Source organism: Clavibacter davisi (assembly GCF_052751415.1).
This window is the reverse complement of sequence record NZ_CP199882.1, coordinates 1,523,864-1,549,239: the sequence shown is the minus strand read 5'-3', so window position 1 is coordinate 1,549,239 and position 25,376 is coordinate 1,523,864. Positions and strand designations below refer to the sequence as shown.

Sequence of the window (25,376 nt, the reverse complement as noted above, 5' to 3'; positions counted from 1 at the left end):
ATGGGACGCCTGATCAGCTCGCTCGGCACCACGGCCCACATGCTCCTCACGAGCCCCGCCTCGGCCTTCCGCGAGGCGACGGAGGCGGACGCCGCCGTGCGCATCCCGCTGCCGGTCTCGCGCCGGGTGGGCTTCGCCCAGCTCGCCGGCGGGAGCGGCACCTCCGCCGCCGCCGCCGCGGTCGCCGCCGCCCTCGCCTCGCGTCGCGCCGGCGTCTCCCTCGCCGTCAACGCGTCGGGCGGATCCACGCACGTCCTGCGCCGCCTGCCGGCGGAGGACGCGGATCCCCGCGCCCGGCGCGACGCCCTCCCCACCACGCTGCGACAGGCCGCGGCCGACCTCGCGTTCCCCCTCCCCCGCCTCGCCGCCCTCGACCTGCAGCGCCGGGACCGGCCGACCACCGCCGCGGAGGCCCGCACCTGGTTCGACGAGGTGAACCCCATCTCGCGGTTCTTCGACCTCGTCGTCACCGACTGGGGCGTGCGACCGGCCGCCGCCGACCTCGCGCTCACGGCCCTCGCCAGCCACGTGCTGTGCCTCGTCTGCCGGGCGGAGCGCCACGCGCTGGAAGATGTCGTGGCCATGGTCCCCGCCCTCCGCGCCGAGCCCGACCCTCCGCGCATCGTGATCGTGAGCGTCGACGTCGGCGCGCGCGGCCGGCACGACGCACGCGACGTGATCGCGCGCGAGGTCGGCGTCCCGCTCATCGGCATGCCCTACGACGCCGCCTGGTCCACCGCCATCCCCACGCCGAGCCGGCGCCTGTCGCTCGCCTCGCGCACCGCCGTGCTCCGGCTCGCGAGCACCGTCATGGGGGAGGCGGTCGCCTCGCTGCCGTCCAACCGGGCGCCGTCCAACGGCGCGCCGTCCGACCGACCGGCCGACGACGCGCGCTCGGCGGCCGTCGCGTGAACCGCCTCGTCCACCGGCCGAGCCGCGTCACGCGCCCGCTCGAGCAGCCCGAGCAGGAGGCGCTGGCCGCGCCGCCCGCCATGCAGGACGGACCGCAGGGCGGCTTCCCCATCCAGTCCCTCATCCCCATCCTCGGCGCCACGGTCAGCGTCACGATGATGACGCTGCTCCGCGGCCAGCAGATCTACATGGTCATCGGCGCGCTCGTGCTCGTGGTGGCCGCGGTCGGCGGGCTCGCGATGGCGTTCACCCAGCGGAGCAGCTCCGCCCGGACGCGGCGCGTCCAGAGGGAGCGCTACCTCGACTACCTGGAGCGCGTGCGGTCCCGCACCCGGGCGCGCGCCTTCGAGGCCCGGGAGCAGGCCGCCCTGCTGGACCCTGCCCCCGTCGCGCTCACCGAGATCGTGCGCGACCCGGCCCGCCTGTGGGAGCGGCGTCGCAGCGACGCCGACTTCCTTCGCGTGCGCCTGGGATCCGGCACGCGGCGCTGGCTCGAGCTGGCGCTCCCCCCGGAGGCGAACCCCGTCGAGCCGTACGACCCGATCATGGCCGCGGAGGCCGAGCAGGTCGTGGCGCAGCACGAGGTGGTGCGCGGGATGCCCATCACCGTCGACCTCGCGGGAGCCGGGCACGTCTCCGTGATCGGGCCCCGGGACGACGTGCTGAACGCCGCGCGCGCCCTGATCGCGCAGCTCGCGGTCTTCCACGCGCCCGACGACATGGTGATGGCGCTCACGTTCCCCGAGCACGCCGCGTCGGACTGGCGCGGCGTCGACCGTCTCCCGCACCTCGTGGTGGAGGACGTCTTCGACGGCCCCGTGCCCGCGCGCCGCGTCGCCCCCACCCCGCAGGCGCTCCGCACGGTCATCGGCGAGGACCTCGCCGACCGCGCCCAGCTCGCCGCCACGGCCCGCCGCGGCGGTCTCGACCAGGGGCCCGCCGACATCCCGCGGCTCGTGGTGTTCATGGACGACTACGGCAGCATCGCGGGGTCCCTGCCCGTGCCCGACGCCGAGCTCGACCTCCGCGACCTGCGGATCACGATCGTCCACCTGCTGAGCGACCGGCTGCACGAGCCCTCGGACGTGACGCTCCGCATCCTCGTCGGCGACGGATCGGCCGTCATCTCGGACGCGCGGCTCGCGCACCCCGTCTCCGAGGTCACGCCCGACCGGATGCCGGTGGCGCTCCTCGACGTGCTCACGCGCGCCCTCGCGCCGCTGCGCCTCAGCATGTCGCGCAAGGACGAGGCGGAGTCCGCACGGGCCATCGACATCTCCGAGCTGCTCGGGATCGGCGAGGTGAGCGCGCTCGACCCCGCCGTCACGCAGGCCCCGCGCTCCCCGCGCGACTTCCTGCGCGTGCCGGTCGGCCTCGACGACTTCGGCGAGCCGCTCCTGCTCGACATCAAGGAGGCCTCGCAGCTCGGCATCGGGCCGCACGGCCTGTGCGTCGGGGCGACCGGATCCGGCAAGAGCGAGTTCCTCCGCACCTTCGTGCTCGCCCTCGCGTCCTCGCACAGCCCCGAGGACCTCGCGATGATCCTCGTCGACTACAAGGGCGGCGCCGCGTTCGCGCCGTTCGCGAGCCTCCCGCACGTCGCCGGCCTCATCGACAACCTCGCCGACGACCCCCAGCTCACCCAGCGCGCCCGCGCGAGCCTCGCGGGCGAGGTGGTCCGGCGGCAGAAGATGCTCAAGGACGCGGGCAACGTCCCCTCCATCACCCACTACGCCGAGCTCCGCACCACCCGTCCCGACCTGCCCGGCATGCCGCACCTGCTGCTGATCATCGACGAGTTCGGCGAGCTCCTCACGGCCGAGCCGGACCTCATCGACCTGCTCATCCAGATCGGGCGCATCGGCCGCACGCTCGGCATCCACATGCTCCTGTCGAGCCAGCGCCTGGAGGCCGGCAAGCTGCGCGGCCTCGACACCTACCTGTCGTACCGGATCGCGCTCCGCACGTTCTCGGAGGCCGAGAGCAGCATGATCATCGACACCAGCGACGCCTTCCGGCTGCCCGCGGTGCCCGGCTACGCGTACCTGAAGTTCGACACCACCCTCCGCCGCTTCCGCTCCGGGTACGTCTCCGGGGCCATCGCCGCGTCGGATCCCGACCCCCAGTCCACGGGTGCCGACGCGCCCCGCGGGATGATCAGGCTGCCCACCTACAACGGCATCGCGACGCGCGAGAGCAGCCAGAGCGCCGAGGAGGCGCTCGCCCGTCCGGTCGTCGGCCGCGTCCTCGTCGACCTCGCCGTGGAGCGCATCCGCACCCGCGGCGAGCCCGTCGCCCCCGTCTGGCTGCCGCCGCTGCCGGAGCGGCTCACCCTCGCCTCCCTCGTCGACCGCGCCGACCAGCACCGCGCGCTCGCGGTGCCCGTCGGCCTCCTCGACGAGCCCGATCGCCAGCGCCAGGAGCCGTGGATCCTCGACCTCACGCGCAGCGGCGGCCACGCGGCGATCTTCGGCGCGCCGCAGTCGGGCCGCACCACCTTCCTCCGCACGGTCGTGGCCGGGCTCGCGCTCACGCACTCCCCCGATCAGGTCGCCGTCTACGGCCTCGACTTCTCCGGCGGAGGCCTGTCGCGCGTCGAGGGGTTCCCGCACGTCGGCGGTATCGCCACCCGGACGAGCCGCGAGAAGCTGCAGCGCGTCGCCGAGGAGATGCGCCGCATGCTCACGGAACGCGAGGCGGTCTTCCCCCGCCACGCGATCGACTCCCTGGCGACGCTCCGCCGCCTGCACGCCGAGGGCCGCGTCCCGGAGCTCGACGCGGCCGACGTGGTGCTGGTCGTGGACGAGGCCGGCGCCCTGCGCGGCGACCACGAGGACCTGGAGCCGGTCGTGCAGGAGCTGCTCCAGCGCGGCGGGTCGTACGGCATCCACGTGGTGCTGGCGCTCACGCGCTGGAACGACCTCCGCACGACCCTGCAGCCGTTCATCGGCACGCGCATCGAGCTGCGGCTCAACGACGCGCTCGAGTCGCTCGCCGGGCGGCGCCTCTCGGAGACGCTGCGCGCCGAGCAGCCGGGACGGGCGATCACCGACGACCGGCGGTTCGCGCAGATCGCCCTGCCGGTCCTCGAGACCGAGCCCGGCCTCGACGTGGGCGACGCGCTCGAGCGGCTCGCCCGCGACACCGCCGCGCGGTGGCAGGGATCGGGGGCGCGCGCCATCCGCCTCCTCCCGGAGAACCTCCCCGCCGCGCTCCTGCCCGACGCCGTCGAGGTGCCCGTCGCCGTGCCCGTCGGCCTCGCGCAGGAGACCATGCAGCCCGCGCTGCTGGACCACCGCGGTCCGGATCCGCACCTGCTCGTCTTCGGCGACCCGGGCGCCGGCAAGAGCAACCTGCTCCGGGTGCTCATCGACGGTTCCGTGCAGCGCAGCAGCTCGGACGAGCTCGTCGTCGCGCTCGTCGACTTCCGCGGCGCGCTGGCCGACGCGTGCCCCGACGACTACCTCGGCGGCTACGCGGGGGACGCCACGCAGGCCGGCGAGCTCATCACGGCGATCGCCGGGGAGCTGACGCGTCGACGTGCGGAGCACGACACCGCGGCGGCCCGGATCCTGCTGGTGATCGACGACCACGACATCGTGGCCGCCTCCGGCGCCGACGCCCTGCGCCCGCTCCTGCCGTTCATCGCGAGCGCGCGCGACCTGCGGCTCACCGTCGCCCTGGCGCGGCCGGTCGCGGGCACGTCGCGGGCGTTCTTCGACATCGTGCTGCAGTCCCTCCGCGACAACGGGGCGACGGCGGTCGTCATGTCGGGCGAACGGTCGGAGGGGCAGATCGTGCCCGGCATCCACGCCGAGCGCATGGTGCCCGGACGCGCCCGGGTCGTGCGTCGCGGCGCCCGCGCGCAGCTGATCCAGATCGCCCTGCACGAGGTCGCCGCCCCGGCGGAGGAGGAGATGGCCGCGCATGGCTGAGACGCCGAGCCCCCTCCTCCGCCCCCGCGAGCGCGCGGCCGTGCGCGTCGTCTTCGCCGGCACCTCGGGCGGCGTCGGCACCACGACGACCGCGGCGCTGGTGTTCGCGGCCCTCCAGGGCGGCACCGCCGGCGCGCCGACCCTCACCGACCACACGGGCGGGACGCTCGGGGGGCGTCTGCCGCTCGGCGACGAGGCCGGTGCCGTCGATGCGCGGCTGGTCCTCCACGACCTCGGCCCGCACGCCCGCGGCGAGGGCATCGACCTGCTCGAGTCGCCCGCCACCCTGCTGGCCATCACGACCGCGTCGACCCCCACCGGGATCGCGGCGGCCACGGAGCTGCTCACGGACATCACCGCCCGGTACGGGATCGAGGCGATGGCGCGCGTCACGATCGTCGCGAGCCGCACCAACGGACGCCACGACGTGCAGTCGGAGTCGCGCCGCCTGTTCGCGACCCACGGGCGCACCATCGTCTACGACATCCCCGACGACCCGGGGCTCGCGGTCGGCGGTCGCATCCCGGTCGCGCGCCTCCGGCGGCGCACCCGCGAGGCCCAGGCCCGGCTCGCGAAGCACCTCGACGACGTGGCCCGCCGGTTCCACCAGGCGCGCTCGAGCCCGTGAGCACGCGCGGCACGGCGGCCTCGCGCGGGTCGTCGTCCTCGGGCCGCTCCGGCAGACTGGTCCCATGTCCGTGACCCGACGCCGCATGACGTGCTCCCCCTCCGACGTCGCGGAGGTGGTGTCCGACGGCTGGCTGTTCCCCGCATGGGTCGTCGGCGCCTCGCGGATGCGCGCGGTCGACGACGCCTGGCCCGCCGTCGGCGCGAAGCTGCACCACTCGTTCGGCTCCTGGCCCGTCCTCCTCGACGACGCCACCACGATGCTCGAGTGGGACCCGCCGCGCAGGATGGTGATGCAGCCCAAGGGCTGGCCCGTCGGAGAGGCCCGGGTGACCCTCGAGGTGCGGACCCTGCCGGACGGCTGCGAGGTGCGGATGACCGAGGTGGCCGTGCGCGGACCCGGCCGGCTCGTCCCCGCGCCGATCATGGACCTGATGCTGCACGCCCGCAACGTGGAGACGCTCCGCCGGCTCGCGTACCTGGCCGAGGGGCGGCGCGCCGGCCGTCGGTGATCCCCTCGCGTGCGCGCCTCAAGGGACGATGCCGCCGACCCCACCCGGTCGCCCGCGCGTCGCCGGCCGCGCGACCCCCGCGGCCTAGGGTGGACGCGTGAGCACCCCCACCGACCGGCCCTGGCTGGCCAGCTACGCGCCCGACGTCCCGCACGAGATCGACCTGCCGCAGGGGTCGCTCGTCGACATCGTCGACCAGTCCGTGCTCCGCTTCCCCGGCGGCACCGCGCTCGACTTCCTCGGCGCCGAGACGAGCTACGCCGAGCTCGGCGACCTCATCGCGCGGGCCGCGCAGGGACTGCACGACCAGGGCGTCCGCGCGGGCGACCCCGTCGCGATCGTGCTCCCCAACTGCCCGCAGCACGTCGTCGCGTTCTACGCCGTCCTCCGCCTCGGCGCCGTGGTCGTCGAGCACAACCCGCTCTACACGCCGCGTGAGCTGCAGCACCAGTTCGAGGACCACCGCGCCCGCACCGTCATCGCGTGGGACCGGTCGGTCGCGACCATCCAGGCGCTCCCGGACGGCGTGCGCCCCGAGCGCATCGTCTCCGTCGACGTCACGCGCGCCATGCCCCGCCGGACGCGTCTGCTGCTCCGGCTCCCCGTCCCGAAGGCCCGCGCCGCGCGTGCCGCCATCGCCGCGAAGGTCACCGGCACGACCCCCTGGGAGCGGATCGCCGCCGCCGCACCGCTGCCGGTCGACCACCCGCGGCCCGCCGCCGACGACCTCGCGGTGATCCAGTACACGAGCGGCACCACCGGGGCCCCCAAGGGCGCCGAGCTCACGCACCTCAACCTCAGCGCGAACGCCGCCCAGTCTCGCGCGTGGGTGCCCACCGTGCCGCGCGGCACGAGCGTCGTGTACGCCGTGCTGCCGATGTTCCACGCGTACGGCCTCACCCTCTGCCTCACCTTCGCGATGAGCATGGGATCCCGCCTCGTGCTCTTCCCCCGCTTCGAGCCCGACCTCGTGCTGCAGGCGATCCGCCGGCACCCGCCCACGTTCCTCCCCGCGGTGCCGCCCATCTACGCGAAGCTCCGCCAGGCGGCCGAGACCGAGGGCGTGTCGCTCGCAGGCATCTCCATCTCCATCTCCGGCGCCATGGCGCTGCCGGAGTCCGTGGTCGTCCCGTGGGAGGAGCAGACCGGCGGCTGGCTCGTCGAGGGCTACGGCCTGTCGGAGTGCTCCCCGGTGCTGATGGCCAACCCCGTGGGCGATACGCGCCGCGCCGGGACCGTCGGCCTGCCGCTGCCGAACACCGAGGTGCGCGTGGTGGATCCGGACGACCCGTCGGTCGACCGGCCCGCGGGCGAGCCCGGCGAGCTGCTCGTGCGCGGGCCGCAGGTGTTCCGCGGATACCACGGCCGGCCCGAGGAGACGGCCTCGGTGCTGCTCGAGGGCGGCTGGTTCCGCACGGGCGACGTGGTGACGATCGACGCGGACGGCTTCGTCCGCATCGCCGACCGGATCAAGGAGCTCATCATCACCGGCGGCTTCAACGTCTCGCCGTCCGAGGTGGAGGACGCCGTGCGCGAGCTCGCCGGGGTGCGCGACGCGGCGGTCGTCGGGATCCCGCGCGACGGCGGCGACGAGGAGGTGGTCGCGGCCGTCGTGCTCGACGAGGGCGCGACGCTCGACGAGCAGGCCGCGCGCGCCGAGCTCCGCGGGCACCTCACGCCGTACAAGGTGCCGCGTCGGATCGTGGTGCTCGACGAGCTGCCGACCTCCCTGCTGGGGAAGGTGCTGCGCCGCGAGGTGCGCGAGGGGATCGTGGCCCGGGGCTGACGGCCACGCCACGGCGGAGGGAGCGCGGCACCGCGACGCGCGCCGCCGCGCCGCCGCCGCATGTCGCCGTGCCGCTCCCGTCCGCGCCGCTAGAAGAAGTCGCCCCCGCCGAAGTCGGCTCCGCCGCCGAAGTCGCCACCGCCGAAGTCGCCGCCCCCGAAGTCACCGCTGCCCGCGTCGCCGCTGCCCGCGTCGCCGGCGCCCGCGTCCGTCCCGCCGGCGTCGGCCGCTCCCGCGTCCCCGCCCGCGTCCTGCGCGCCGGCGTCGCCCGCGCCGTCGGCCCCGTCGGCTCCGGCCTGGTCGCCTCCGACCGCATCCGGGATCAGCGCCTGCGCGATGGCCGACCCGACCACGACGCCCGCGATCGTGCCGAGCATGGATCCCGCGATCATGCCGCCCATGCCCATCCCGCCGCCGCCGCCGGCGAGGCCGCCGCGGGGGCCGAGGGTGCGCTCGAGCGTGCCCGGGGCGCGCATCTCGGATCGGGTGGCCGAGCGCGCGAGAGACTCGGGACGGTCGTCCACGGGCGCGTCGCCCTCGGCGGCGTCCGAGCTCAGCTGGCGGAAGAGGATCTCGCGCTGCTCGGGGGTCAGCTTCCGGAAGGCCTCCAGGTGGACCTCCTCGATGCGCTCGGGCGGCGCCGTGCGGAGGAGGTAGCGGTAGCGCTCGACCGCGACCTCGTCGGCGCTGCGCTCACGCGGCGCGGGCGCCGATGCGGGGTCCGGCGCGGATCCGCGTCGGTCGTGGGGCTGCTCGTCGCGGCCCAGGAGCCTGTCCAGGAATCCCATGGTGGTGCCTCTCGCAGAGGGCCGGATCGGCGGGGTTCGCCGACCGCATCAGCCGCGGCCACCGTATTCCGTCCACCGGGGAGACCCGTGGGAGGGGCGTGGGGATCCGGTCAGCGCTCCGCGCGACCGCGCCGCGCACGACGGCGGACGGCGCGCCCGACCAGCAGGAGCAGCAGGGTCCCGAGCACCGCGTACACGGCGTAGTCGAGGTACCGGGCGTACCGGTCGATGAGCTCGTACTGGCTGCCGAGCGCGGCGCCCAGCCCGATGAGCGCCCCGTTCCAGAGCCCGCTGCCGGCGATCGTGTAGGAGCTGAACGTGCCGAGGTGCATGCCGGCGGCGCCGGCCGGGAGCGAGATGAGGCTGCGGACCCCGGGCACGAGCCGCCCGAAGAAGACCGCCGAGCGGCCGTGCCGGTGGAACCACGCTGCGGCGACCTCGAAGTCGTGGCGCTCCACCAGCGGCAGCCTCGAGAGCACGCGGATGGTGCGCTCCTCGCCCGCCTTCCGGCCGAGCAAGTAGAGCAGCAGGGCGCCGAGGTACGCGCCGAGGGTGCTCGCGACGATCACGAGGACGATGTTCATGCGCCCCGTGGCGGCCACGAAGCCCGCCAGCGGGAGCACGACCTCGCTGGGGATGGGCGGGAACACCGTCTCGACGAAGGTCATCGCGCCGACGCCGACCTCGCCGAGCGCCTCGATGACGCAGGCGGCGGCGCCCACGAGCCCGTCGAGGCCCTGGAGCGGATCCTCGCCCGTCGCGGCGGGGCGCACCCCGGCGATCGTCGTCGGCAGCAGGGTCGGCGGCAGGAGAGCGGTCACCCGACCACGGTACCGGCCGCCTCGCCCGAGGGGCCGGCGGGCGGACGGCGGCATCGACGCGGGACGGCGGGCGACCGGCGGGACGCGCCCGGGCACCGTGGACGGGGGCGCGCCGCGGAGGCGTCCCGTACCGTGGACGCGTGCCGTCCCCGATCCGACTCCCCCGGTCCCTCCGCACCTCCGTCTCCCTCCTCGTCGCGCTCGGTGTCGTCGCCGGCCTCGGCGCGTGCACGTCCGCGACCGATCCGGACGGGGTGCAGCGCCCCGTCACGGGCGCCCCCGACGCGGCCCTCACGGTGGTCGGCGACGCCGACGACTCCGGCGCGTCGGTCGCGATGAGCGGCAGCCTCTTCCGTTCCGCGCCCGTCGCCGTGCTGGCGCCGGCCGGCGACGTCGCCGCGCAGGAGCTCGGCGCCGCGGCCGCCGTCGCGCTGGGGGCACCGCTCCTCGTGGACGGCGCCGGTGCCGTGCCCGAGATCGAGCGCCTCGGATCGGACGACGTGCTCGCCGTGGGCGGCGTCGGCGAGGGCGCGACACAGGCCCTGCCCGGATCCACCACCGTCGTACGGGCGGCGCACGCCGAGGACGTGGCGCGCCTCACCGGGGCCGACGTCGGCGCCGCTCCCGACGCGGACGACGCGGCCGCCGCCGTCACACGCGCCGCCGCGCTCACGGCCCCCGCCGACGCGCTCCCGTCGTCGGCGGATCCCGACGCGGGGCTCCCCCGCACGGCGCCCGCCGCCGCCCTCGACGCCGCGCACGCGCTCGCGACCGACGCCGCGTCCTCGCTCGCCGCCGTCGCCACGGCCCGTGCGGCCGGGGTCGGCGTCACCGTGCTGCCCGAGGCCTCGCCGGATCCGCGCTCCTCCGCCGACGCGATCACCGCCCTGCACGACGCCGGGGCCGCGCACACGCTCGCGATCGGCGCCCCGTACGCCGACGACGCGTCGCTCGAGGGCCGGATCCGCACCGCCGCCACCGGCGACCAGCTCCCGGGCGGCGGCCAGCTCGTCTTCCCGGACAAGCGCTACGTCGCCGTGTACGGCGCGGCCGGCTCGGGCGCGCTCGGGGTCCTCGGCGAGCAGGGCCCGGCCGACGCGGTGGCGCGCGCGAAGGCGCAGGCCGCCGAGTACCAGCCCTTCTCCGACGCGCCCGTGGTCCCGATGTTCGAGCTCATCGCCACCGTCGCCTCGGGCTCCGCGGGCACGGACGGCGACTACTCCTCCGAGGTCCCGGTCGAGACGCTGCAGCCGTGGCTGGACGCGGCCCGCGACGCCGGCGTCTACGTGGTGATCGACCTGCAGCCCGGCCGCACCGACTTCCTCACCCAGGCGAAGCGGTACGAGTCCGTCCTCGCGCAGCCGGGCGTGGGCCTGGCGCTCGACCCCGAGTGGCGGCTCGGCCCGGACCAGGTGCCGCTGAAGCAGATCGGCAGCGTCTCCGCCGCCGAGGTCGACGCCACCACCGACTGGCTGGCCGGCCTCGTCCGTGACCGGGGGCTCCCGCAGAAGATGCTCGTGCTGCACCAGTTCCGGCTGAACATGATCACCGACCGGGCGTCGCTCGACATGACCCACCCCGAGCTCGCGATGCTCATCCACGCCGACGGCCAGGGCGGCCAGCCCGACAAGCAGGCCACGTGGCGCGCACTGCACACCGACGCTCCCGCCGGGATGCGCTGGGGCTGGAAGGACTTCATCGACGAGGACAAGCCCATGCTCACGCCCGAGCAGACGATGCGGGACGTGTCCCCCACGCCGGACCTCGTCACCTACCAGTAGGGACGCGGCCGGCCGGGGGGCCCGCCGGCTCAGGACTCGGTGACGACGCCCGCGTCCACGTGCCAGTGCCGGTCGAGGCGCACCGCGTCGAGCATCCGCCGGTCGTGGGTGACGAGCAGGAGCGTGCCCTCGTAGGAGTCGAGCGCCTGCTCCAGCTGCTCGATGGCGGGCAGGTCGAGGTGGTTGGTCGGCTCGTCGAGCACGAGCAGGTTGACCCCGCGCGCCTGCAGGAGCGCGAGCCCCGCGCGCGTGCGCTCCCCCGGCGACAGGCCGTCGACGGGACGCGTGACGTGGTCGGCCCGCAGGCCGAACTTGGCGAGCAGCGTGCGGACCTCGGCGGGCGAGAGATCCGGCACCTGCTCGGCGAAGGACTCGGCGAGCGGCAGATCGCCACGGAGCGACGCGCGGGCCTGGTCGATCTCGCCCACCTGCACGCTGCGGCCGGGCGACGCGTCGCCGGAGTCGGGCGCGAGGCGTCCGAGGATCAGGCCGAGGAGCGTCGACTTGCCGGCGCCGTTCGGGCCGGTGATGCCGATGCGGTCGCCGCCGTCGACCTGGAGGGAGACGGGGCCGAGCGTGAACGCGCCGCGCGTCACGGTCGCCTCGCGGAGGGTCGCCACGACGGCGCTCGACCGGGGCGCGGACCCGATGGTGAACGCCAGCTCCCACTCCTTGCGGGGCTCCTCGACCTCCTCGAGGCGCGCGATGCGGCTCTCCATCTGGCGGACCTTCTGGCCCTGCTTCTCGCTCGACTCGGCGCTCGCCTTGCGCCGGATCTTGTCGTTGTCGGGCGCCTTCCGCATCGCGTTGCGGACGCCCTGCGACGACCACTCGCGCTGGGTGCGGGCGCGGGATACGAGGTCGGCCTTGGTGTCGGCGAACTGCTCGTACGCCTCGCGCGCGTGGCGGCGGGCGACCTGCCGCTCCTCGAGGAACGCGTCGTAGCCGCCCTCGTAGACGCGGACGCTGTCCTGCGCGAGGTCGAGCTCGACGACGGTCGTGACGCAGCGGGCGAGGAACTCGCGGTCGTGCGACACGAGGACGACGCCGCCGCGGAGGCCGCGCACGAACGACTCCAGGCGCGCGAGGCCGTCCAGGTCGAGGTCGTTGGTGGGCTCGTCGAGGAGCACCACGTCGAAGCGGCTGAGCAGGAGCGCGGCGAGGGCGACGCGGGCCGCCTGCCCGCCGGACAGGCCCGCGGTGGGGAGCGCGGGATCGAGGTCGAGGCCCAGCTCCGCGAGCGTGACAGGAAGGCGCTCGTCGAGGTCGGCCGCGCCGCTCGCCATCCAGCGGTCGAGCGCCGTGCCGTACGCGTCGTCGGCGCCGGGCAGGCCCTCGCCGAGAGCGACCGCCGTACGATCCAGCTCGGCCGACGCCTCGGCGCACCCCGTGCGGCGGGCGACGTAGCCCGCGACGGTCTCGCCGGGGATCCGCTCGTGCTCCTGCGGCAGCCAGCCGATGAAGGCGTCGGCGGGCGAGAGCAGCACACGCCCGTCCTGCGGCGCGTCGACGCCCGCGAGGAGCCGGAGCAGCGTGCTCTTGCCGGCGCCGTTCGCGCCGACGAGGCCCACGACGTCCCCGGGCGCGACCGTGAGGTCGAGCCCGGAGAACAGCGTGCGGTGACCATGGCCCCCGGCGAGGCCCCGTGCGACGAGGGTGGCGGTCACGAGGCCTGCGCGCGCTCCAGCACGAGCTCGCGGACGCGGGCCGCATCCGCCTGGCCGCGCATGGCCTTCATCACGGCGCCGATGACGGCGCCGGCGGCCTGCACCTTGCCGTCGCGGATCTTCGCGAGCACGTCGGGCTGTGCCTGGAGCGCCTCGTCGATGGCCTGGATGAGCGGGCCGTCGTCGGACACGACCGCGAGGCCGCGGGCGTCCACGACCTCCTGCGCCGTGCCCTCGCCGTCGATGACGCCCTCGAGCACGTCACGCGCCAGGCGGTTCGTCAGCGTGCCGGCCTCGACCAGCTCGATGACGGACGCCACCTGCTGCGGGCTGATGAGCGTCGCCGCGTCCACGCCGCGCGCGTTGGCGATGCGGGCGATCTCGCCCGTCCACCACTTGCGCGCGGCCTGCGGGGCGGCCCCGGCCTCGACCGTGTCGACGAGCTCGGTGAGGAGCCCGGAGTTCACGACGTCCTGGAACTCCAGGTCGGTGAAGCCCCACTCGGCCTTCAGCCGACGGCGGCGGATCGCGGGCGCCTCGGGGAGCGCCGCCCGGAGCTCCGCGATCAGCTCGGCGCTCGGCTGCACGGGCAGCAGGTCGGGCTCCGGGAAGTAGCGGTAGTCGTCGGCGTCGCTCTTCGGGCGGCCGGCGGAGGTGCGGCCGGTGTCCTCGTGCCAGTGGCGCGTCTCCTGCGTGATCGTGCCGCCCGCGGCGAGGATCGCGGCCTGGCGCTGGATCTCGTAGCGGATGGCGCGCTCGACGCTGCGGAGCGAGTTGACGTTCTTCGTCTCCGTGCGGGTGCCGAGCTTCCCGGATCCGCGCGGGCTCAGCGAGATGTTCGCGTCGCAGCGGAGGTTGCCGCGCTCCATCTTCGCGTCGGAGATGCCGAGCGCCACGACGATGTCGCGGATCGTCGACACGTACGCCTTCGCGAGCTCGGGGGCCTCGCCTTCCGCGCCGTAGATGATGTCCGTGACGATCTCCACCAGCGGCACGCCCGCGCGGTTGTAGTCGACCAGCGAGTGGTCGGCGCCCTGGATCCGGCCCGTCGCGCCGCCCACGTGCGTGAGCTTCCCCGCGTCCTCCTCCATGTGCGCGCGCTCGATGGGCACCGTGACGATGCGGCCGTCGGGCATCTCCACCTCGACGGAGCCGCGGAACGCGATGGGCTCGTCGAACTGGCTGATCTGGTAGTTCTTCGCGAGGTCCGGGTAGAAGTAGTTCTTCCGGGCGAAGCGCGAGCTCTCCGCGATCGAGCAGCCGAGGGCGAGCCCGAGGCTGATCGAGTGCTTCACGGCCTGCTCGTTCACGACCGGCAGCGAGCCCGGGAGACCCAGGTCGACGGGAGTGATGTTGGTGTTGGGCTCGCCGCCGAAGAAGTTCGGGGCGTCGGAGAACATCTTCGTGCGCGTGTTCAGCTCCACGTGCACCTCGAACCCGAGCACGGGCTCGAACATCTCGATGGCCTCGTCGTAGTCCATCAGCTCGGCTTTGGCCATCAGTGCGTGTCTCCGTCCGTGGTGCGGCGCGCGGCGCGCGCGAGCTCGGGTGCCTGGGCGAGCAGGGGCCCGCCCCACTGCCGCTCGAGGATCTGCTCGAGGGCGGCGCCGACCGTGTAGAGGCGCGCGTCCTCGCGGGCGGGCGCCATGAACTGGATCCCGACGGGCAGGCCGTCCTCGGGCGCGAGCCCGATGGGGAGGCCGATGCCGGGGACGCCCGCGAGGTTCGCAGGGATCGTCGTGAGGTCGTTGAGGTACATCGCCAGCGGGTCGTCGAGCTTCTCGCCCAGCTTGAACGCCGTGGTGGGCGCGGACGGCGTGACGAGCACGTCGACCTGCTGGAACGCGGCGTCGAAGTCGCGCTGGATGAGCGTGCGGACCTTCTGCGCGCTGCCGTAGTAGGCGTCGTAGTAGCCGGCGCTCAGCGCGTAGGTGCCGAGGATGATGCGGCGCTTGACCTCGGGGCCGAAGCCGGCCTCGCGGGTCGCCGCCATGACGTCCTCGACGGTGCCGCCGCCGGGCGGGTTCACCCGGAGGCCGAAGCGCACCGAGTCGAACTTGGCGAGGTTGCTCGACGCCTCCGCGGGGAGGATCAGGTAGTACGCGGCGATGGCATGCTCGAAGTTCGGGGCGGACACCTCGACGATCTCGGCGCCGGCCTCCTCGAGGAGCGCGAGCGCCTCGCGGAAGCGCTGCGTGACGCCGGGCTGGAAGCCCTCGCCGTCGAGCTGCTTCACGACGCCGACGCGGACGCCCTTCAGGGCGCCCTCGCGCTGCCCGGCGCGGGCGGCGTCCGCGAAGGACGGCCACCGGTCGGTGAGCGAGGTGGAGTCGCGCGGGTCGTGCCCGCCGATGACGTCGTGGACGAGCGCCGAGTCGAGCACCGTGCGGGACACGGGGCCGACCTGGTCGAGGCTCGACGCGAGCGCGATGGCGCCGTACCGGCTGACGCCGCCGTAGGTGGGCTTGACGCCGACCGAGCCGGTGACGGCCGCGGGCTGGCGGATGGATCCGCCGGTGTCGGAGCCGAGCGCGACGGGTGCCTCGAACGCGGCGACCGCGGCCGCGGATCCACCGCCCGAGCCACCGGGGATGCGGTCGAGGTCCCACGGGTTGTGCGTGGCGCCGAACGCGGAGTGCTCGGTGGAGGAGCCCATCGCGAACTCGTCCATGTTGGTCTTGCCGAGCGGCACGAGGCCCGCGGCGCGGAGGCGCTGGACGACGGTCGCGTCGTAGGGCGGCGTCCAGCCCTCGAGCATGCGCGAGCCCGCGGTGGACGGCATGTCGATGGTGCAGAGCACGTCCTTGATGGCGATGGGCACGCCCGCGAGCGGCCCGAGGGCGGCGCCCTCGGCGCGCTGCGCGTCGATCTCCGCGGCGCGCCGGAGCGCCGCTTCACCGGATACGTGCAGGAACGCGTGGACGTCGCCGTCGACGTGGTCGATGCGGTCGAGGTGGGCGCGCACGGCGTCGACGCTGGAGACGTCGCCCGATGCGAGGCGGTCGGCGAGGGCGGACGCGCTGAGGCGCGTGAGGTCGTCGGTCATGGTGCTCCTACTGCTCTTCGCCGAGGATCGCGGACACCTTGAAGCGCGATCCGTCGTGCTCGGGCGCGCCCTGGAGGGCCTGCTCCGTGGTCAGCGTCACGCCCGGGACGTCGGGGCGGTACACGTTGACCAGCGGGATCGGGTGGCTCGTCGCGGGCACGTCCGGCCCCGCGACCGCGGTGACCTTCGCGACCGACTCGACGATGAGGCCGAGCTCGGTCGTGAGCGTGTCGATCTCCTCGTCGCTCAGGCGGATGCGCGCGAGCCCCGCGAGGTGCTGCACCTGCTCCCGGCTGATCTGCTCCGTGGGGGTCGGCGCCGGGGGGTTCTCGTCCCCCCGCGTCGCGTCGGCGTGCTCGGGCCGGGTGTCGGACATGCGTCTCCAAAGGACTGTGTGCGGGGGTACCGGGAGATTCTATTAGCGTGACCCCCATGCCCACCGCAGCCCGGATCCCCGCCCCCCGTCGATCCGCTGCGCGCCGTGCCGCCCGCGCGGGCACCGGCCGCGTCGGCGGGACCCGTGTCCGCGCGGGTCTCGCGGCGTCCGCCGCCGCGCTCGCCCTGGTGCCCCTCGCGGGCTGCGCGCCCGTGAGCGACGTGCGCGGCAACTGGCACCTCGTCGCCGCACGCGACTCGGGCGGTGCGCTGGCGATCGGCGACACCCTCATCACCATGCGCGTGGGCGGCGGGGAGATCAGCGGGCGCGGTCCGTGCAACGACTACTCGGGCCCGATCCGGGACCCGGGCGAGGGGATGCTCGCCGCCGTGGCGCCGGGCGCCCTCCCCTGCGATGACGCCGGTGTCGAGGCGGAGTACTTCCACGACCTCGCGGAGGTCACCTCCTGGCGCGTGGACGACGGCCACCTCGTCGCGTCCGGCGCCGACGGCGTGCGGCTCGAGTACGCCGAGCGCAGCCGGGGCTGATCCCGCGCGCCTACCGGCCGCTCGCGTCGGTCGCGACCGCGTCGCGCACGGGGCGGTCGATCCCGATGAGCGCGAGGTTCCGGAACGACTCCGTGCCCCGGTCGAAGTACCCGTTGTGGCCCGCGACGCCGGCGAGGGCCCCGTCGGCCGACACGCCCGCCGCGCCGCCCGTGCCCCGCACGCCGAACGGCCGCGCGCCGAAGCCGGGGCTGCCGGGATCCGCGCCGAACCAGGACGACCCCGCGACCGGATCCCCCGGCGCCTCCCCCACGAACACCCGGTCGGCCGGCACGCTCAGCTCGGAGACGTCGCGGACGACGCCGCCCGGCGAGCCGACCAGCGCGAGCGCGTCGGCCGACGCCCGGCCGCTCGACAGCGCGAGGAGCGCGGCCGTCGAGCCGTACGAGTGCGCGATGACGGTGAGGCGCGGCGGCGCCTCGACGCGTGCCCCGCGGATGCCCTGGATCGCGGCCTCCAGACGCACGGCGCCCTCCTCCGCCAGGGCGAGCGAGCCGATGCCCGTGAGGTCGGGCGTGCGGTAGCCGAGCCACGCGATCGTCGCGACGCCGCCGCCTCGGCCCGGGCCGCCCAGGAGGCGCGTCTGCTCCTCCTGCAGGCGCGCGGCCACCTCCGTCCAGTCGACGAGGCGCTCGGAGACGGCGTAGAGCATGCCCGGCACGACGACGTCGACGTACGCGGCGGTCGCGAGGTCGCCCGTGACGACCGCGGCGCGACCCGGCCAGCGCGTGTCCAGCGCGAGCAGGGCGCGCTCGGGCCCGGCGCCGGGCGCGAGGGCGGCGCGGACCCCGGCGAGCATGCCCAGCTCCCGCCCGATCACCTGCTGCGCGCCGCGGCCCGGCGTCCTGCGCGCCACCTCGTGCAGGTGGTGTCGGCGCTCGGCGAGGTGGCGGCGGTTGGCGGCGTCCCGCACGTCGACAGGCAGGCCCTCGAGGTTCCCGACCAGCTCGGGGACGCCGTCGGCCAGGTCGTCCCGGTCGTCGGGTGCCAGCGCGTCCCACCAGGCCCGGACGGTCGAGGCCGTCGGCGGGCGGCGCACGAGGTCGTGGATCAGGTCGGGGGTCGTGCGTGCGACGCGCCGGAGCTCGGCGGCGTCGAGGGCGGGCAGGGCCGCCAGGAGCGCGACGGGCGGCATGCGGCGCAGAGCCGGATCGGTCGCGCGGCCGTGGCGGAGGAGCTGGAGCACGCGCGGCGGAGGCGGCGTGCGAGCGGCGAGGGTGGGATCCGCGGCGTCCGGCCCGGCGAGGAGGGCGGTGGATGACGGGGCGGCGAGCACGGATGCCGCGTGCACGGCGGAGGTGGGCGGGGAAGCCGCGGGCCCGGCCGCCGCGGCGGACGCGGCGGTAGCGGCGGTAGCGGCGGTAGCGGCGGTAGCGGCGGTAGCGGCGGACGCGGCCGACGCGGCGGGGACGCCGAGGGAGCCGACCGGGCCGAGGCACAGGGCCGCGGCGGTCAGCAGCGCGGGGACGCGAGGAGACACGGGTGGGAGCCCCCAGGAGAGCCGGCCGGGATGCGCCGGGATCCGGCCGACGCGCTCCCATGCTACCGACGGGATCGCGCGCCGCCCGACCCGTCAGGTGGTGGTGGTGGCGGTGGCGTCCGCGTCGCTCGCGGTGGAGTCCCCGTCGGCGGCACCTGCGGCATCGGACCGGGCCCCCGCGTCCGGCTCGGCCGCGGGCTCCGGCTCCAGCTCCAGCTCCGACTCCGCCTCGGGCTCCGCCTCCAGCTCCGGCTCCGGAAGCGCGATGGCCTCCGGCCCCTGCTCCACGAGCAGGCGGAACTCCGCGGCGTCGATGATCCGCACGCCGAGCGCCTCGGCCTTGCCGAGCTTGGATCCCGCGCCCGGCCCGGCGGCGACGTAGTGCGTCTTCTTGCTCACGCTGGATCCGGCCTTGCCGCCGGCCGCCATGATCGCCTCGAGCGCCCCCTCGCGGGTGTACCCCTCGAGCGACCCGGTGGCGACGACAGTGAGGCCGGCGAGCACGCCGCCCGCGGCGGCCGCGGCGCCGGGCCCGGGGTGGCCGGGCACGGACGTGACGACGCCCGCCCGCTCCCAGCGCTCGACGATCTCCCGGTGCCAGTCGACCTCGAACCAGTCGAGCAGGGCATCGGCGATGATGCCGCCCACGCCGTCGACCGCGGCGAGCTCCTCGCGGCTGGCGGCGCGGATGGCGTCGAGCGAGCCGAACCAGCCCGCCAGGGCGCGCGCGGCGACCGGGCCGACGTGTCGGATGCTCAGGGCCACGAGGATCCGCCACAGGTCCTGCGTCTTCGCCTTCTCCAGGTTCTCGAGCAGCACCTCGGCGGACTTCGACGGCACCGACAGCTCGTCGCCCCAGGGCTCCGCCGGGTCGAACGCGCCGTCGCGCTTCGGGACGCGCTTGCGGCGGAACGGCGTGACGCGCTTGGCCTCGCCCGTCTTCTCGTCCACCTTGACCATGCCGGTCTCGGCGTCGCGGACCACCACGGTGATGGGCACGAGGTCGGCCATGGTCAGCTCGAAGAGGCCCGCCTCGGTCTCGAGCGGCGGGTCCTCCGGCTCGAGCGGCTGGGTGAGCGCGGCCGCGGCGACCTCGCCGAGGCCCTCGATGTCGAGCGCGCCGCGGGAGGCGACGTGCTCGACGCGCCCGCGGACCTGCGCCGGGCAGCTGCGCGCGTTCGGGCAGCGGAGGTCGATGTCGCCCTCCTTCGCCGGCTTCAGCGGCGTCTGGCACTCGGGGCAGAGAGTGGGCATGACGAACTCGCGCTCGGTACCGTCGCGGAGCTCGACGACCGGCCCGAGCACCTCGGGGATGACGTCGCCGGCCTTCCGCAGCACGACCGTGTCGCCGATGAGCACGCCCTTGGCCTTCACCACCTGCTGGTTGTGCAGCGTGGCCTGACGCACCTCGGATCCGGCGACCTCCACCTTCTCCATGACCGCGAACGGCGTGGCCCGGCCGGTGCGGCCGACGCTCACGACGATGTCGAGGAGCGTCGTGTTGACCTCCTCCGGCGGGTACTTGTACGCGGTGGCCCAGCGCGGCGCGCGGCTGGTGGCGCCGAGCTCCTCGTGCAGCCCCAGGTCGTCGACCTTGACGACGATGCCGTCGATCTGGTGCTCGACCTCGGCGCGGTGGGCGCCGTGGCGACGCACGAACTCCACCACCTCGGCGACGTCGTCGAACACGCGGAAGTGCGTGGAGATGGGCAGGCCCCACCCCTCGAGCAGCCCGTAGACCTCGGACTGCGCGGACACGTGCGCGTCGCGCTCGAGCTCGCGGACGGGCCAGGCGCCGATGCCGTGCACGAGCATGCGGAGGCGGCGGATGCGCGCGCGCATCAGGTCGAGGCGCGCGGGGGTCTTGCCCTCCTCCTTCTGGCGCAGGGATCCCGCGGCGGCGTTTCGCGGGTTCGCGAACACGCGCTCCCCCACCTCCAGCTGCCGGGCGTTGAGCTCGTCGAACTCGGCGACGGGGAAGAAGATCTCGCCGCGCACCTCGACGAGCGGCGGATGCCCGGATCCGGCGAGCCGCTCGGGCACGGTGCCCATGGTGAGCACGTTCTGCGTGACGTCCTCGCCGACGACGCCGTCGCCGCGGGTCGCCGCCGTGACGAGCACGCCGTGCTCGTAGCGGAGGTTGATGGCGAGCCCGTCGATCTTGAGCTCGCTGAGGTAGCGGACGCGCCCGCTCCCCGCGTCGCGCTCGACCTTGGCCGCCCACTCGGCGAGCTCCTCCTCGCTGAACACGTTGTCGAGGCTGAGCATGCGCTCGGCGTGCGTGACGGGCGCGAAGAGCGTGGTCTCGGCGCGGCCGCCGACCGTCTGCGTGGGGCTGTCCTGGCTGCGGAGGGTGGGGTGCGCCTCCTCGAGCGCCTCGAGCTCGTGCACGAGCGCGTCGTACTCGGCGTCGCTCAGGGTGCTCGCGTTCGACGCGTAGTACTCGTCGCGGTGGCGCTCGATCTCGGCGCGGAGCGCGTCCACGCGGGCGGACGCGGCCTCGAGGTCGGCGGGAGTGGTAGTGGGGACGGCGTCGGCGGCCGCGTCGGATCCGGTCGTCGTGTCGCTCACGGGACGCTCACTCCCCCGCGGCCGCGCCGGCGAGGGCCGCGTCGCGCATCGGCGGCCGCGCGTCGTCGACGGCGCTCACGGTGCGGTCGATGGTGACCTGGCCGAGCACGCGGGTGCCGGCGTAGACGACGGCGGTCTGCCCGGGGGCCACGCCGATGAGGTGCTCGCGGGGGGTGATCACGAGCTCGATCATGCCGTCGACCCCCGACACCCGGGCGCTGGCCGGCACCGGGTCGGCGTGCGCGCGGATCTGCACGTCGCAGTCGAACGGCTGGTCGGGTCGCGTCGGCGGGGTGCCGGCCCAGGTGAAGGAGGATCCGGCGATCTCGCGGATCGCGAGCGCCTCCTGCGGGCCGACGACGACCGTGTTGTCCTTCGGCCGGATCTCCAGCACGAACCGCGGGCGGCCGTCGGGCGCCGGCGTGCCGATCGCGAGGCCCTTGCGCTGCCCGACCGTGAACGCCGCAGCGCCGGCGTGCGTGCCCACCACCGCGCCCCGGCCGTCGAGGATGTCGCCGGGAGCTGCTCCCACGCGGTCCGCGAGCCAGCCGCGGGTGTCGCCGTCGGGGATGAAGCAGATGTCGTGGCTGTCGGGCTTCTGCGCCACCTGGATCCCGCGCGCGGCGGCCTCGGCGCGCACCTCGGCCTTCGACGGCGTGGATCCCAGCGGGAAGTAGGAGTGCGCGATCTGCTCGGCCGTCAGCACGCCGAGCACGTACGACTGGTCCTTGGCCCACGCGGCCGCGCGATGCAGCTCGGGCTTCCCGTCCGGCCCCTCCAGCACGTCCGCGTAGTGGCCGGTGCAGACGGCGTCGAAGCCGAGGTCGAGGGCCTTCTCCAGGAGCGCGGCGAACTTGATCCGCTCGTTGCAGCGCATGCACGGGTTCGGCGTGCGGCCGGCCTGGTACTCGGCCACGAAGTCGTCCACCACGTCCGCGGCGAAGCGCTCGGAGAAGTCCCACACGTAGAACGGGATGCCGAGGAGGTCGGCGGCGCGGCGCGCGTCCATGGAGTCCTCGATCGTGCAGCAGCCGCGGGATCCGGTGCGGAGCGTGCCCGGCATGCGGCTGAGGGCGAGGTGCACGCCCGTCACGTCGTGCCCGGCCTCGACGGCGCGGGCGGCGGCCACGGCGGAGTCGACTCCACCACTCATCGCTGCGAGGATCTTCACCCGCTGAGCCTACGCGCCGCGCGTCCCGCGAACCCCGCCCGGGAGGCCCGCGCGACGGCGTCGGGCAGGGCGGCCAGCAGCGCGTCGACGTCGGCGTCGGTCGTGGTGCGGCCGAGCGTGAAGCGGAGCGCTCCCCGGGCCTCGTCCGCGGGCACGCCCATGCCGAGGAGCACGTGCGAGACCTCGGGGACGCCGGCCTGGCACGCGGATCCGGTGCTCACCGAGACGCCCGCCATGTCGAGGAGGAGCAGGAGCGAGTCGCCCTGGCAGCCGGCGAACGTGAGGTGCGCGTTGCCGGGGAGGCGGCCGGCCGGATCCGGGTCGCCGCGGAGGACGGCGCCCGGCACGTCGCGGAGCACCGTCTGCACGAGCCGGTCGCGGAGGGCGGCGAGGCGCACGCGCTCGGCGTCGAGCTCCGCGACCGCGAGCGTGACGGCGGCGGCGAACGCGACCGCGGAGGCGGCGTCCTGCGTGCCCGAGCGCACCTGCCGCTGCTGGCCGCCGCCGTGGATCTGCGCATCGACCGTCGCCTGCCGCGCGAGCACGAGCGCGCCGCTGCCGACGGGCCCGCCGACCTTGTGCGCCGAGACGCTGACCGCGGACACCCCCGCCTCGCGCCAGCGGCGGAACGGGACCGGCATGTGCCCGAGGGCGGCCACCGCGTCGACGTGCACCGGCACGCCGTGGGCAGCGGCGAGCGCCGCGAGCTCCTCCACGGGCTGGATCGTGCCGACCTCGTTGCTCGCGGCGAGGAGGGTGAGGAGGGAGACGGATCCGGGATCCGCGGCGAGCGCGGCGGCGACCGCGTCGACCCGGATGCGCCCGAGCGCGTCGATCGGCAGCCGCTCGACCACGGCGCCCCGCCGCTCGAGCCACTCCACCGTGTCGACCGTGGCGTGGTGCTCGCCGTCGGGCACGAGGATCCGCGTCCGCCGTGCGTCGGCGGCGACCCGGGCGCCGTGCAGCCCCTTGATCCCGAGGTTCACCGACTCGGTGCCGCCGGACGTGAGGATCACCTCGACCGCGTCGGCGTCGAGCGCGCGGGCGATGTCCTCGCGCGCCTGCTCGAGCACGCGTCGGGCCTCCTGGCCGTGCGAGTGGATGGAGGACGGGTTCCCCACGAGCGTGAGCGCGCCGGCGAGCGCCGCGATCGCCTCCGGCCGCATCGGGGTCGTCGCGGCGTGGTCGAGGTAGACCGTCATGCCCCCTACCCTAGGTCGCATGCCGCGCCCCGGACCGCCCGAGCCCCTGGGGCTGACGCTCCACGAGACCGGCGGCACGCTCCGCCTCGTGAGCCACGGCGCGTCCGCCGTGGAGCTCACCGTGTCCGCCGTCGACGACCCGCGCCGCGTCGCGCAGGTGGTCGCGATGGAGCGGGGCGATCACGGCGTCTGGACCGGGTGGAGCGAGCGGCTCGTCCCCGGCACCGCCTACTCGGTGCGCGTCGACGGGGACCCCGCGCCGGGCGACTCCTTCGACCCCACGCGCCACCTCATCGACCCGTACGCGCGCGGCCTCGTGCAGGTGGGGCCGGCCGCGTGGCGCTCGGTCGTCACGCGCGAGGTGCCTGCGGAGGAGCGCGCCGCCCGTCGGGCCGCCCGGCCGGCCGTGCCGCGCGACCGCCAGGTCGTGTACGAGCTGCACGTGCGCGGCTTCTCCAAGCTCGACGAGCGCGTCCCGGAGGAGCTGCGCGGCACCTACGCGGGGCTCGGCCACGCGGCGTCCGTCGACCGGCTCGTGGAGCTCGGCATCACGACGGTCGAGCTCCTGCCGGTGCACGCCTCCACGAGCGAGGAGCGGCTGCGCGCGCAGGGCCGCATCAACCACTGGGGATACAACACGCTCGCCTACCTCGCGCCGCACGCGCCCTACGCCACGCGTCGGGCGCGGGACGCCGGGGCCGACGCGGTGGCGGACGAGTTCCGCGCGATGGTGGACGCGCTGCACGCCGCCGGCATCCAGGTCGTGCTCGACGTCGTCTACAACCACACCGCCGAGGAGGGCGCCGACGGCCCCGTCACGAGCCTCCGCGGCATCGACGGGTCCCGCTACTACCGGCACACGCCGGACGGCACGCCCATCGACGTGACCGGATGCGGCAACACGGTCGACCTGTCCCGGCCGGACGCGCAGCGCCTCGTGCTCGACTCGCTCGAGCACTGGTCCGACGTGATGGGCGTCGACGGCTTCCGCTTCGACCTCGCGGTGACGCTCGGCCGCGACGAGCGCGTCGACTTCGATCCAGAGCACCCGCTGCTCCGCGCCATCGTCGAGGACGAGGCGCTCCAGGGGCTTCTGATGATCGCCGAGCCGTGGGACGTGGGCATGGGCGGCTGGCGCACGGGCGGGTTCGGCTCCGGCTGGAGCGAGTGGAACGACGGCTACCGCGACGTGGTGCGCGACTTCTGGTTGACGGACGTCGCGGAGGCGCGTCGCACGGGTGGCGCGCCGCACGGCGTGGGCGCGCTCGCGTCCTGCCTCGCCGGATCCTCGGGCACCTTCGCCGCCGACCGCGGGCCGCTCGCGTCCGTCTCGTTCGTCACGGCGCACGACGGGTTCACGCTCGCCGACCTCACCTCCTACGACCACAAGCACAACAGCGGCAACGGGGAGTCGAACCGCGACGGGACCGACGCCAACCGGTCCTGGAACCACGGCGTGGAGGGGCCGACGCGCGATCCGGCCGTCCTCGCCGCGCGTCGCCGCACGTCGCGGAACCTGCTCGGCACCCTCCTCGTCTCCGCCGGCATCCCCATGATCACGATGGGCGACGAGCGGGGCCGCACCCAGCGCGGCAACAACAACGGCTACTGCCTCGACAACGCGGCGACCTGGCTGCATCGCGACGAGGACGCCTGGCGTCTCGACCTCGAGGCGACCACACGGCACCTCATCCGCATCCGCCGCGAGAACCCGGCGCTCCGTCCCGTCCGGTACGCCCAGCCCGACGTGCGCGTGCCGAGCGCGTCGGTGCTCGCCTGGCGCGACGCAGACGGCGCGCCCATGACGGACGCGGCCTGGGAGTCCGCGGGCACGCGCACGCTGCAGTGGATCACCACCTCGACGCCCGAGACCGAGGAGCCGAACACCGTCCTCGTCGTGGTGCACGGGCTGGAGACGACGGCGACCGTCACGCTGCCGGAGCACGACGGCGTCACGGCGTGGCGCCTCCTGTGGTCGAGCGCGTGGGAGCGCCCGGAGGCCGTCTCCGCGGACGATGCGCCCGGCGACCGCATCGAGGTGCGCGGCCCGGCGATGCGCATCTACCGCGCGGCCTGAGGCGGACGTCCGCCCGGACGGGGCCGCCTGCCGGGCGGCGACGGCCCCGCCCCCGCGT

Annotated in this window: 18 protein-coding genes; 8 read left to right on the top strand and 10 right to left on the bottom strand. The window is 75.3% G+C overall.

Features of this window, described 5'->3' with window-relative positions; translation table 11 throughout:
• From ACU4ZT_RS07325 to ACU4ZT_RS07305, 5 genes are all read left to right on the top strand, one after another.
• Positions 1-912, top strand: coding sequence for a hypothetical protein (locus ACU4ZT_RS07325; protein WP_063072702.1), 912 nt, complete (start codon positions 1-3; stop codon positions 910-912).
• Positions 909-4,847 (top strand): type VII secretion protein EccCa, encoded by a 3,939-nt coding sequence (eccCa, locus tag ACU4ZT_RS07320; protein WP_063072701.1) that lies wholly within the window; start codon positions 909-911, stop codon positions 4,845-4,847. The genes ACU4ZT_RS07325 and eccCa overlap by 4 nt, the downstream gene beginning before the upstream one ends.
• Positions 4,840-5,475, top strand: a complete 636-nt coding sequence (locus ACU4ZT_RS07315; protein WP_063072700.1) for a hypothetical protein — start codon at positions 4,840-4,842, stop codon at positions 5,473-5,475. The genes eccCa and ACU4ZT_RS07315 overlap by 8 nt, the downstream gene beginning before the upstream one ends.
• Positions 5,476-5,539: 64 nt before the next feature.
• Positions 5,540-5,986: an SRPBCC family protein gene (locus tag ACU4ZT_RS07310; RefSeq protein ID WP_063072699.1), complete on the top strand. Its 447-nt coding sequence runs from the start codon at positions 5,540-5,542 to the stop codon at positions 5,984-5,986.
• A gap of 97 nt (positions 5,987-6,083) precedes the next feature.
• Positions 6,084-7,772, top strand: a complete 1,689-nt coding sequence (locus tag ACU4ZT_RS07305; RefSeq protein ID WP_063072698.1) for a long-chain-fatty-acid--CoA ligase — start codon at positions 6,084-6,086, stop codon at positions 7,770-7,772.
• Positions 7,773-7,861: 89 nt separating this feature from the next.
• Here the strand turns inward: ACU4ZT_RS07305 and ACU4ZT_RS07300 are convergent, their stop codons facing one another.
• Positions 7,862-8,560 (bottom strand): hypothetical protein, encoded by a 699-nt coding sequence (locus tag ACU4ZT_RS07300; RefSeq protein WP_445338546.1) that lies wholly within the window; start codon positions 8,558-8,560, stop codon positions 7,862-7,864.
• A gap of 110 nt (positions 8,561-8,670) precedes the next feature.
• Positions 8,671-9,381 (bottom strand): DedA family protein, encoded by a 711-nt coding sequence (locus tag ACU4ZT_RS07295; protein WP_445338545.1) that lies wholly within the window; start codon positions 9,379-9,381, stop codon positions 8,671-8,673.
• Between the two features lie 140 nt (positions 9,382-9,521).
• Between ACU4ZT_RS07295 and ACU4ZT_RS07290 the strand changes: the two genes are divergently transcribed.
• A complete protein-coding gene (locus ACU4ZT_RS07290; protein ID WP_445338543.1) occupies positions 9,522-11,162 on the top strand; it encodes a hypothetical protein in 1,641 nt (546 codons plus the stop codon).
• 29 nt (positions 11,163-11,191) lie between these two features.
• Here the strand turns inward: ACU4ZT_RS07290 and ACU4ZT_RS07285 are convergent, their stop codons facing one another.
• From ACU4ZT_RS07285 to gatC, 4 genes are read right to left on the bottom strand one after another with little or no spacing between them, the layout of a single operon-like run.
• Positions 11,192-12,829 carry an ABC-F family ATP-binding cassette domain-containing protein gene (locus tag ACU4ZT_RS07285; RefSeq protein WP_270980359.1) on the bottom strand — a complete coding sequence of 546 codons (1,638 nt, stop codon included), beginning with the start codon at positions 12,827-12,829 and terminating at the stop codon, positions 11,192-11,194.
• Positions 12,826-14,328 (bottom strand): Asp-tRNA(Asn)/Glu-tRNA(Gln) amidotransferase subunit GatB, encoded by a 1,503-nt coding sequence (gene gatB, locus ACU4ZT_RS07280; protein ID WP_063072694.1) that lies wholly within the window; start codon positions 14,326-14,328, stop codon positions 12,826-12,828. The genes ACU4ZT_RS07285 and gatB overlap by 4 nt, the downstream gene beginning before the upstream one ends.
• Positions 14,328-15,875 (bottom strand): Asp-tRNA(Asn)/Glu-tRNA(Gln) amidotransferase subunit GatA, encoded by a 1,548-nt coding sequence (gene gatA, locus ACU4ZT_RS07275; protein ID WP_063072693.1) that lies wholly within the window; start codon positions 15,873-15,875, stop codon positions 14,328-14,330. The genes gatB and gatA overlap by 1 nt, the downstream gene beginning before the upstream one ends.
• 7 nt (positions 15,876-15,882) lie before the next feature.
• Positions 15,883-16,251: an Asp-tRNA(Asn)/Glu-tRNA(Gln) amidotransferase subunit GatC gene (gene gatC, locus ACU4ZT_RS07270; protein WP_414748031.1), complete on the bottom strand. Its 369-nt coding sequence runs from the start codon at positions 16,249-16,251 to the stop codon at positions 15,883-15,885.
• 56 nt (positions 16,252-16,307) lie between these two features.
• Between gatC and ACU4ZT_RS07265 the strand changes: the two genes are divergently transcribed.
• Entirely contained in the window at positions 16,308-16,799 is a 492-nt protein-coding gene (locus tag ACU4ZT_RS07265; protein ID WP_414748032.1) for an META domain-containing protein, read from the top strand.
• A 10-nt stretch (positions 16,800-16,809) separates the two neighbouring features.
• Here ACU4ZT_RS07265 and ACU4ZT_RS07260 read toward each other — a convergent pair whose 3' ends face one another.
• The 4 genes from ACU4ZT_RS07260 to ACU4ZT_RS07245 all read right to left on the bottom strand — a co-directional run bounded on the left by ACU4ZT_RS07260 (position 16,810) and on the right by ACU4ZT_RS07245 (position 23,241).
• On the bottom strand, positions 16,810-18,108 hold the full coding sequence (locus ACU4ZT_RS07260; RefSeq protein WP_445338540.1) for an alpha/beta hydrolase: 1,299 nt from the start codon (positions 18,106-18,108) through the stop codon (positions 16,810-16,812).
• A gap of 282 nt (positions 18,109-18,390) precedes the next feature.
• Positions 18,391-20,868 (bottom strand): NAD-dependent DNA ligase LigA, encoded by a 2,478-nt coding sequence (gene ligA, locus ACU4ZT_RS07255; RefSeq protein WP_445338538.1) that lies wholly within the window; start codon positions 20,866-20,868, stop codon positions 18,391-18,393.
• Between the two features lie 7 nt (positions 20,869-20,875).
• Entirely contained in the window at positions 20,876-22,039 is a 1,164-nt protein-coding gene (gene mnmA, locus ACU4ZT_RS07250) for a tRNA 2-thiouridine(34) synthase MnmA (RefSeq protein ID WP_270980367.1), read from the bottom strand.
• Positions 22,036-23,241: a cysteine desulfurase family protein gene (locus ACU4ZT_RS07245; RefSeq protein WP_445338537.1), complete on the bottom strand. Its 1,206-nt coding sequence runs from the start codon at positions 23,239-23,241 to the stop codon at positions 22,036-22,038. The genes mnmA and ACU4ZT_RS07245 overlap by 4 nt, the downstream gene beginning before the upstream one ends.
• A 19-nt stretch (positions 23,242-23,260) precedes the next feature.
• On the opposite strand from ACU4ZT_RS07245, the gene ACU4ZT_RS07240 reads away from it, so the two are divergent.
• Positions 23,261-25,318 carry a glycogen debranching protein gene (locus ACU4ZT_RS07240; protein WP_445338536.1) on the top strand — a complete coding sequence of 686 codons (2,058 nt, stop codon included), beginning with the start codon at positions 23,261-23,263 and terminating at the stop codon, positions 25,316-25,318.
• Positions 25,319-25,376: the final 58 nt, after the last annotated feature.